The organism is Pseudoalteromonas sp. SG43-6, assembly GCF_014164365.1.
GTDB lineage: Bacteria > Pseudomonadota > Gammaproteobacteria > Enterobacterales > Alteromonadaceae > Pseudoalteromonas > Pseudoalteromonas rhizosphaerae.
The window spans coordinates 1-10,151 of the sequence record NZ_JACJEZ010000084.1 but is presented as its reverse complement, the minus strand read 5'-3'; the positions used below and the strand labels follow the sequence as shown (position 1 = coordinate 10,151).

General features: G+C 40.5%; 6 protein-coding genes and 1 pseudogene. 4 read left to right on the top strand and 3 right to left on the bottom strand.

Annotated elements, in window-relative coordinates:
* Positions 1-123: 123 nt before the first annotated feature.
* A pseudogene (locus tag H5201_RS21440) lies at positions 124-285 on the bottom strand (NAD(P)-dependent alcohol dehydrogenase); the annotation flags it as partial.
* A 222-nt stretch (positions 286-507) separates the two neighbouring features.
* Here H5201_RS21440 and H5201_RS21435 point away from each other — a divergent pair.
* The 4 genes from H5201_RS21435 to H5201_RS21420 all read left to right on the top strand — a co-directional run bounded on the left by H5201_RS21435 (position 508) and on the right by H5201_RS21420 (position 6,750).
* Positions 508-2,250, top strand: coding sequence for an ABC transporter ATP-binding protein/permease (locus H5201_RS21435; RefSeq protein ID WP_182740248.1), 1,743 nt, complete (start codon positions 508-510; stop codon positions 2,248-2,250).
* Between the two features lie 173 nt (positions 2,251-2,423).
* Positions 2,424-4,493, top strand: coding sequence for a M13 family metallopeptidase (locus H5201_RS21430; RefSeq protein ID WP_182760794.1), 2,070 nt, complete (start codon positions 2,424-2,426; stop codon positions 4,491-4,493).
* Between the two features lie 180 nt (positions 4,494-4,673).
* A complete protein-coding gene (locus H5201_RS21425) occupies positions 4,674-5,387 on the top strand; it encodes a YebC/PmpR family DNA-binding transcriptional regulator (RefSeq protein WP_145233481.1) in 714 nt (237 codons plus the stop codon).
* A gap of 88 nt (positions 5,388-5,475) precedes the next feature.
* Positions 5,476-6,750, top strand: coding sequence for a leucine-rich repeat-containing protein kinase family protein (locus H5201_RS21420; RefSeq protein ID WP_149982405.1), 1,275 nt, complete (start codon positions 5,476-5,478; stop codon positions 6,748-6,750).
* A gap of 192 nt (positions 6,751-6,942) precedes the next feature.
* On the opposite strand, the gene H5201_RS21415 is transcribed toward H5201_RS21420, so the two are convergent.
* Together H5201_RS21415 and H5201_RS21410 are read right to left on the bottom strand one after the other, a co-directional pair.
* Positions 6,943-8,697: a hypothetical protein gene (locus tag H5201_RS21415; protein ID WP_182785355.1), complete on the bottom strand. Its 1,755-nt coding sequence runs from the start codon at positions 8,695-8,697 to the stop codon at positions 6,943-6,945.
* A 186-nt stretch (positions 8,698-8,883) separates the two neighbouring features.
* A complete protein-coding gene (locus H5201_RS21410; RefSeq protein ID WP_149982407.1) occupies positions 8,884-10,008 on the bottom strand; it encodes a sterol desaturase family protein in 1,125 nt (374 codons plus the stop codon).
* Positions 10,009-10,151 lie beyond the last annotated feature (143 nt).

Genomic DNA, 10,151 nt, shown 5'->3' with positions numbered 1-10,151 from the left:
GAATGGCGCCGAAATAAAGAAGGCGCCAGTATAAATTGGATGTTTAATGTTGATTCAGCACGTGAAAAACTAGAGAGAGCTTACGGTGCTCTCAACTAGTCAAAATTTGTGTGACGAAGTACTAGTACCACCCCAATCATTATTTACGGTATGTAGATCTGAATGGCACACCCCGCAATATAAGATTTCAATCGCAACATCTTCATCGCGCAAATCGCGTCTTTCAAAATGAAATGGCTCTAATGGCGTATTAGCTTGATTTGCTGCGTATCCGATAGTTTTCATCTGCTTTCCCTTCTTTGTTAAAAACTGAGTTTAATTAACCACTCTAAAACATTGTCTTAAGCTGCCTAAACTGTACTATGTGCTGTTAGTAGTATAGCCCTAGATACAAACTGTTAAAGTTTATACTCTAGGCTACTAGAAAAAGTTTAATGCAGACTTAATAGAGTTAGAGAAAATATGCGCGGAATGGGTAAACAAGAAGCAATAAAACATCATGATGCGATGAATTTAAAGCAAAGCATTGTCACCTTGTGGCCTTACTTAGTTGCTTTTAAAGGCCGTGTAACACTTGCAACACTGGCATTGATCGCCGCAAAGGGTGCCACTTTATTGATGCCATGGGCGCTGAAAGAAATAATCGACAGTGTTGATCCAAGTTTACAAAATATAGTCATCGTACCCATAGCTTTACTGTTACTGTATGGCGGACTACGTTTTGCGAGTGTGTTTTTTGGTGAAGTACGTGATGCGTTGTTTGGTCGTGTAACTGAACATGCTATGCGCCATATTGGCCTAAAAGTATTTAATCACCTACACAGCCTTGAGTTGTCGTTTCATCTTGATAGGCAAACTGGCGGCATTAGCCGTGATATAGAGCGTGGCACCAGTGGCTTAAGCTTCTTAATGCGCTTTTTAATGTTCAATATTGTGCCAACTTTATTTGAAATAGCCGTAGTTGCGATTATTTTTGCAACTTTATTTTCGCCGTGGTTTGCCGTAGTTACCCTGCTTGCAGTGGCTTTATATATTACCTTCACGGTTGTTGTAACACAGTGGCGCAACCGCTTTATTCGCGAAGCAAACCAAGCCGACAATAATAGTAATAGCCGTGCTATTGACAGCTTACTTAATTATGAAACCGTTAAATATTTTAATAATGAAAAGCATGAAGCACAAACTTATGATGGCTTTTTAGCTAGTTGGGAGCAAGCCCGGCTTAAAAACCGCTTATCGTTGCTTGCCCTTAATTCAGGTCAAGCCTTGATCATAGCAGCAGCGATCACCGCCTTAATGTGGCTTGCTAGTATTGAAGTGGTTAAAGGCACACTCTCTATTGGTGAGTTGGTAATGATCAACGCCTATATGATCCAATTATTTTTACCGCTCAATTTTTTAGGCTTTGTTTATCGAGAAATTCGCCGCGCCTTAACCGACCTTGAAAATATGCTCGGACTATTAACCCGTAAACCACTCATTTCAGATAAAGCAAATGCACAACAGCTCAATATACAACACGCTGATATAGAATTTAAAAACGTTAACTTTGGCTACCATCCATCAAGACCTATCATTAAGCAGCTTAGTTTTTCTATTAAAGCAGGCAGCAAAGTCGCGGTGGTGGGCGCCAGCGGTGCAGGAAAAAGCACCCTAGCCCGTTTACTGTATCGCTTTTATGATATTGACAGCGGTGAAATACATATTGATGGTCAACAACTTACTAGCGTCACACTCAACAGCTTGCGACAAGCGATTGCCATTGTGCCACAAGATACTGTGTTATTTAATACCAGCATTCGCGACAACATTGCTTATGGCCGTCCAGATGCTACAGCACAAGACATTGATAATGCTATTAATATGGCGCATTTACGCAGCTTTATTGATAGTTTAGATAAAGGTGATCAAACCCTCGTTGGTGAACGAGGTTTAAAAGTTTCAGGCGGTGAAAAACAACGCATTGCCATAGCCCGAGCCATTTTAAAACGCTCCCCTATTATCATTTTTGACGAAGCAACATCAGCGCTAGACTCTCATTCCGAGCAAGCAATATTAAAAGCCATGTCTGCACTAGCCTCTAATCATACCAGTTTAGTTATTGCCCATCGCTTATCAACAATAACAGATGCAGATACGATTATTGTGCTCAAAGAGGGCCAGCTGATCGAGCAAGGTAAACATGATGAGTTACTTACCCTCAATGGTGAATACGCGCGCATGTGGGAACTTCAACAAAAAACAGCATAAACATGGAGACTCATCTTCGGCGCGGGATACACACTGTATGTCGCGTTGCTTGTTGTTTCACCTAACTGAGAAGTAATTCACCTCAAAAGTTTGTCTGTTTTTAGGTTATCAATAACAATCCGAGTTAGAAAAACGTGAGATAAAAATAATTAAATTACATTCAGGGAAATCCAATGAAGAAAACACTTATTGCAGCAACACTTGCTGCCACATTTCTGACCGGCTGTTCAGAGCCTAAAACAACACAAGCGCAACAGCAGCCTAGTGCCGAAACCCAGACAGCAAAAGCTGAATTAGGTAGCTTTGGGGTAGATTTAACAGCCCGCAATGAAGCCATAAAACCAGGTGATGACTTTTTCATGTACGCCAGTGGCACATGGTATGACAACTACGTTATGCCTGCCGATAAAACTCGCTACGGTGCATTTGCAGGATTGGCAGAGCGCAGCGAAGAGCGTGTTAAGGCAATTATTGAAGAGATCGCAGCCCGAAAAGATTTAAATACTGAAGAAAAGTTAGTTGCCGATTTCTATAACGCGTATATGGATACCGATACCCTTAATAAGCTTGGTGTGTCGCCAATTAAACCACTACTAACGGAAATTAGTAACGTTTCATCAACCGATGATCTAACCAAATTGTTTGGCCAATCGTGGTTAACGGGCGTTAACTCGCCTATTGGTGGTGGCATGTGGTTTAACCGCTTAGACCCAAATAAATATGAAATGTCATTAGGTGCTGGCGGCTTAGGTTTACCAGATCGTTCTTACTACCTTGAAGATTCAGAACGTTTTGTTAAAACTCGTACTGCTTATGTAGCCCATATTGCCGACATGCTTAAATTTGCAGGTGTTGACAATACAACTGAACGTGCTGAGGCAATTTTAGCCCTTGAAACCAAAATAGCACAAGGCCAGTGGCCACGAGAAAAACGTCGTAACCGCGACCTTACCCTAAATCAAATCGAACGCAGCGAGCTGAGCTCTAGCTATCCTGATTTTAATTGGGATCTGTATTTTGAACAAACAGGATACCAAGTACCACAGTTAAATGTATCGCAACCAGAGCCGATCAAAGCCATGATTGCATTGATCAATCAAGAAGATCTTACTGTATGGAAAGATTACTTAACCTATCACGCACTAAGCTCTAATGCAGAGCTACTGTCTGAAGATGTATTCAATACTAACTTCGCATTTTACGGAAAAGAGCTAAATGGCCAGCAAGAGCCTCGCCCACGCTGGAAACGCGCTATCAGCCAAATGTCGAGCACTGATTCATTAGGTTTTGCCATTGGTAAAGTGTATGTAGCACGCTACTTCCCTGAATCATCAAAACAACAAATGTCAGCATTGGTAGAAAACCTGCGAACAGCTCTGGGCGAACGTATTGACAACCTAGACTGGATGGGCGCAGAAACTAAAGTAAATGCCCGCGCTAAACTCGCTGCGTTTGTGCCTAAAATTGGCTATCCCGATGTATGGCAATCATTTGATGGTTTAAGCATAAGTAGCAATGATTTGATGGGCAACATCAAAAATACCCGCGAGTTTTTCCGAGCTGAAAGCGCTGCAAAAGAATTGCAAAAAACCGACCGTAACCGCTGGGGCATGACACCACAACGTGTTAACGCTTACTACAACAGTTCGTTTAACGAAATTGTATTCCCTGCAGCAATTCTACAACCACCATTTTTCGATCCTAATGCCGATCCGGCAGTAAACTATGGTGGCATTGGTGCCGTGATTGGTCATGAAATGGGCCATGGTTTTGACGATCAAGGCTCTAAATCAGATGCTAACGGCGTACAACGTAACTGGTGGACAGATGCCGATCGTGCTGCATTTGATGCCAAAGCCGACCAACTTGCTGCACAATACAGTCAATACGAGCCAATCCCTGGTAACTTCGTTAATGGTCGTAATAGCTTAGGTGAAAACATCGGTGACGTGGGTGGGTTAGCAATGGCTTATCACGCTTACAAACTCAGCCTAAACGGTAAAGAAGCGCCTATTATTGACGGCCTTACGGGCGATCAACGGTTCTTCCTAGCCTGGGCACAAGTATGGAAAGAAAAACGCACTGAGCAAAGCATGTTAAACCAGCTTCGTGGTGGCACACATGCACCCGGTCGCTTTAGAGCACAAGCACCACGTAACCACGATGCATGGTACAAAGCATTCAATGTACAACCGGGTGATGCCTTGTATTTACCAGAAGATCAACGCGTACGTATTTGGTAATATACCCGATACATTTCGATTGAAAATATAACCCGCAACTGCGGGTTATATTTTTTGTGCTGCTTGCTCACTCAAAGCAACTTTAATTCCCACTGAATTCTGTATTTCCAAGCGAGTTGGGTATAGAATACGGCACTACAAAATTTATACTTTTAAAAACATATTTAAGGCGAAACGCAGATGGGAAGAGCTTACCAAAACAAAAAAGATTCAATGGCTAAGACTGCGGGTGCTAAAACTAAAGTTTACTCAAAGTACGGTAAAGAAATTTATATTTGCGCAAAAAATGGTGGTATTGATCCCGATGGCAACCTATCGCTACGTCGTTTAATTGAACGCGCTAAAAAAGATCAAGTACCAGCACACGTAATTGACCGCGCAATTGATAAAGCCAAAGGCGGCGGCGGTGAAGACTACTCAGCAACTCGTTACGAAGGCTATGGCCCTGGTAACTGCATGATCATTGTTGATTGCTTAACTGACAACAACAAACGTACTTTTGCTGATGTACGTGTATGTTTTACTAAAGCAAACGCTAAAATTGGTGCACAAAACTCGGTATCTCACTTATTTGATCATTTAGCTATTTTTGTATTTGATGGCGATGATGACGAAGCCGTGCTTGAAGCACTAATGATGGCTGACGTTGATGTTACTGACGTAGAAGTTGAAGCCGGCAAAGTCACTGTTTTTGCTCCGCATACTGAGTACAACAACACCCGTACCGCACTTGAAGAAATGGGCGTTACTGAGTTTGATGAAGATTTGATCTCTTTTGTGCCGCAAGTTGAAGCACCCATTGCAGGCGAAGACGTAGAAGTAATGGAACGCTTTTTAGCGATGCTTGAAGATTGTGACGACGTACAAAACGTGTACCACAACGCACAATTTTAATTTTATTGACTAAAATTATGACTAAGGCCAACTTGATTGGCCTTTTTATTTTCTTATTGTTAAACCCCTAAATAAATGGATTTGTATTTTGAATACCGTTGAACAGCTTCGTAGTGGTAAATTAGCTGGCACTAAACGTTTACAACTAGTTGAAGAGCTAACCACATTCCCAGACGAAATTTTTACCCTTGCAGATACCCTCGAAGTACTCGATTTATCAAATAATAATTTATCTGATTTGCCCGACGAATTTGCTAGTTTAACTAAATTAAAGCGGGTGTTTTTATCATTCAATCAGTTCCAGCATATTCCTGCTGTATTGGCAAAATGCCCTTCCCTTATTATGATTGCATTTAAAGGCAATAAAATCAGTGAATTTGCCGAGCATAGTTTGCCGCTTTCGACACAATGGTTAATTTTAACTGACAACCATATTGAACAATTGCCAGACTCTTTTGGTGAACTTACGCAACTGCGTAAACTTGCCCTTGCTGGTAATCGACTAACGACTTTGCCACACAGCATGCAGCAGTGCCAAGCGCTTGAACTCGTGCGTTTATCTGCGAATAACTTAACTGATGTTAATGACTGGCTGTTTGAATTACCAAAACTCAGTTGGCTGGCTTTTGCAGGCAATGACTTTAATAAAGCACAAAGTTTACAACAAGTTCAATTAGCAGCCGTACAACTAAACGAGTTTTCACTTGTTGAAAAAATTGGTGAAGGTGCGTCTGGGATTATTCACTTAGCACAGTGGCAGCACAATAATGTGGCGTTAAAACTGTTTAAAGGCGCGATCACCAGTGATGGCTATCCACTTGATGAAGTAAACTGTTGCTTGCAAGCGGGCGAACATAAAAACCTAATAAACGTTCTCGCCTATATCGATAACCCAGAGCAACTTGGTCTGGTTATGGAGCTTATCAGTAAGGACTATCAAAACCTCGGCTTACCGCCGTCACTTGATACTTGCACCCGCGATACCTTTTTTGAGCATACACAGTTCACTGCTCACGCCATTAAACACATTGCTAAGCAAATGGTCAGCACCCTTGCCCACTTACATATCAATAACGTAAGTCATGGCGATGTATATGCGCACAACACCATGATAAACGATGAATACACAGTATTGTTTGGTGACTTTGGCGCAGCAACTAATTTAGACTCTCTGACCGACTATCAGCGCCAACAAATGCAGCGTATTGAAGTCAGAGCGATTGGCTGCTTAATTGATGATTTACTGAGCGTGTGTTCTGAAGTTACGAGCGATGCAACACAGTTAACAACACTTGCTCAACAATGTATGAATGCAGATATGAGCCAACGACCAACTCTTAAAGCACTAATAGAAAAACTATAACTTTTATGCGCGACTCTGAGTCGTGCTTTACCGCCTTGCTTTGCTACATAGCTATAAAATAAAACTGAATATAAATAAGCCTTGGTCTACTTATATGGCTTTCGTGTCTGGTATGCTTTTATAATATCAGTAACTTTACTGAGCTTTGGTCAAACTAATTCACCCAAAGCTCAGTTGGTTAATAAAATAGCGTTAATTAAGCGTTATTGTAATGACTTCGTTGGCAAATTCGCTATACACCACAAGGTGTTTTTCAGAAATAGTCTCAAAATGAAAGTCTTTCATTGAATAACTTTCCCATGACACATCATCTTTGAGCAAATACTCTTTATCCGCTGATAGGGCCCACAGCTGCCCCGTTGATTGATTAGATGACGCATCACCTACATAAACCAATATATAGCCTTGTTCACTCACAATAGGAGTTATTTTTTTAGTATTACTTCGTGCATAACTCGCAATTGTGCGCCATGTTTCATTATAAACTCTGATCGGTTGAGTGGTATTTAGCCGTGATTGCAACTGCAATTCAGACTGCTCTGTATCAGCCTTACGTAAATATTTAAGCACGGCATATTTTATCGATGCTGTCTCTACAAAATCACCCGCTAGTAAAGTATCTAAGTCGCCGCCAATCCAATCAGGAGTTGTTTGTCTTAACGCGGTTAAATCGAATGCAGTACTTGTCTCTACTTGTTCTCGTGTGAATTTAAACTGTTCAATACCACTGTCTTGGTTTGTAAATAAGAACTGGTTATTACCATTTTGCCAAATAGTAGCATTGCGTACATTATTCAATGAAAACACAGCGTCATCGCGCGCACTTGGTATAACGTCCATTACATTTATAAGCAACTGCTCATCAGTACCAAAACCTAGACCAAATGTGATGTCATCATATTCAAAAAATGGTGTATGACTAAATGTACTGATCTGCTTACTCAATACAGTGCTCCCTCGGATCTGAGCATTTATGATCTGTATATACGATTTTGATGAAACCTCATTATTATCTTCAAGCGCTAGATAAAGGTCTTGATTATTTGCAATAAATTCACTTTTCAAAACCCCATCGTTGATTAGGTTAGATACTGCTTTCCATTTACCACTTTGCCAACTATAAACACCATCAGGAAAAGACGTTAACGCAAATAGTTTACCGCCTGAAATAGCTAGACTTGAAGCGTTAATATCATGGATTTTATAATTACCTAATTGGCCATTATCAAAAGAAGCAGAGTGTAATTTGTATTGCGTAGAGGCGCCTTCAGTAATAAACCAAACTTGCTCATCAAACCATAAATATTCAGATTCAATTAACCGCTCTTTGTCGGGGTTATCAAATAATAATTGCTTTTCTTGTTCACTAAACACCAAATACAATTTACGTTTTTCATACACCACAGTATAAGGACGGCAAGCTACTTTAAACTTAAGATTAGAGGAGTCATCAACTTCACAAATCTGTGGCCCGCCAAGCGCTGTAATTTCAGGCTCAATCATTGTAAGTGGTGGAACCGAGACTGGAGAGTCTTTTAACTGAATACTTTGCTCGCCATAACGAATAGTTACAGGGTATGAATAAGGGGTTGTTTGTGCAAAACTCGCCTGAGAAGATACACATTTAACAGCAAGGCTATAATTCAACGTTGTTGTATTGCTCAGCTGTGTGTCGCACGTGATACTTTCTGGTATAGCTAATAAGGTTGGTTGTACAAATGTTTTTGACGTTGCGCTCAGTTCAATAACCTTGTCTGCAGTAAGCTTCGCTTTGTTATCCATCCATGACACTTCAAGTCCTGCGGCAACACCATTGGCTGTTATTTTGAGCGTAAACGTTTGCTCTGAAATAGCAGGTGGCTTTGTATCTTGACTGTCTCCAGAAGAGCCACCGCATCCACTTGCGGCTAAAATAGATAAGCTCACTAAAAATGATTTAAATTGCAAAATAGAATCCTTGTGTTTAATTAGTTTCAAAAAAGTCGCTACTAAGACATATTCCTTCAGTTATCAATTATTACTACTAGTACCTTTTTTAGCAATATATTTTTGGTTATTATCTGTCCATACCAATACTCGATAAAATATGATCACTATCGAAAACACTAAATTGAAAGGATTCCCATATCGCGACTATTTTTGCTTTTTAAACGGAAACAGCTGCTGTTTTAACATCCCAGTTGGTACATAGTCCCCGACTACGCCATAAGCTTCTGGCCATTCTTGTTGGCCTTTTACGGCCGTGCCAAAAACATAATCTAAGAATGAAAAGTGCGCAGCATAATTACGGTCAATGGCCGCTTTATCTGAAGAGTGATGCCAATGATGAAACTGTGGCGTAACCAATAAATATTTCAACCAACCAAATTTCACCCGTACATTGGCATGGTTAAATACCGCCTGAAAACCCACGATTATCACATATAAGCTGATCACTTGCTGCGAAAAACCCAGCACGAAAATAGGCGTAAGTACTAAACTGCGCGTCACTAAAATTTCTAAAATGTGCTGGCGAGAGCCTGCAAGCCAGTCCATTTCTTTTGCACTGTGATGAATACCATGAAAACGCCATAAATAAGGCACTTCATGATAAGCGCGGTGTACAAAGTACTGCATCAAATCAGCGACTAAAATAATTAACAGCACTTGCAATATAAAAGGTAATTGACTGATGTAGCCCTGCACAGTGCTTGACACTGCCCAACCAAAACCATAGTGCACAAAGTGATTAGTCACTAATAACACAAACCCAATAATCAAATGGTTAACAAAAAAGTGGTTTAGATCACCGCGCCATTCACTGCGTAATATCTTTTGTTCTTTGCGGTGCGGTAACAGCTTTTCAATGAGAATAAATATTAAGGTTGAGCCCAATAAATCTAATATAAACCAGTCTAGGCCTATATAGGGGGTGTTATCAGCAAAATCATTCACCTCAACATTAGGGCCGCCAAACGCAATGGCCAGCACAATAAAAAACCACGCAGTTGCACCTAAACGTTTATTTTTGTTACGTACAAAGTTAAGTAACCCCAAACTACCGGCCACGATAAGCGCACCAAACATCAGTTGACGTAAAAATTCGACACTGTAGCTCTTTCTCAATTCCGGTGTGGTTAAATATTCTGGAAAATGAAAGGCGAGCACGCCTAAACAAGACAGCATAGCTAAAAAGCAGCCGATATAACCGCTAATATTACCTTCACCTATTTGTAGGTGGTTAGTACGAAACAGGTGAGTTTTTAGAGTATTTTTCATTAGTAATTCCTTTTATATCAATCGTGTTAAGTTACTGACCATTTATAGCGACAGATAAATACAGTGATAACAAGGCGTAAATTTTGACATGTAGTTGTTCTACTTGAAAAAATTATAACGCAGTTAGCGCTTTATTTAGCTCG

Bases quoted from the DNA above. Each gene is read 5' to 3' on its own strand.
- H5201_RS21435 (WP_182740248.1), top strand. From the start codon at position 508: ATGAATTTAAAGCAAAGCATTGTCACCTTGTGGCCTTACTTAGTTGCT.
- H5201_RS21430 (WP_182760794.1), top strand. From the start codon at position 2,424: ATGAAGAAAACACTTATTGCAGCAACACTTGCTGCCACATTTCTGACC.
- H5201_RS21425 (WP_145233481.1), top strand. From the start codon at position 4,674: ATGGGAAGAGCTTACCAAAACAAAAAAGATTCAATGGCTAAGACTGCG.
- H5201_RS21410 (WP_149982407.1), bottom strand. From the start codon at position 10,008: ATGAAAAATACTCTAAAAACTCACCTGTTTCGTACTAACCACCTACAA.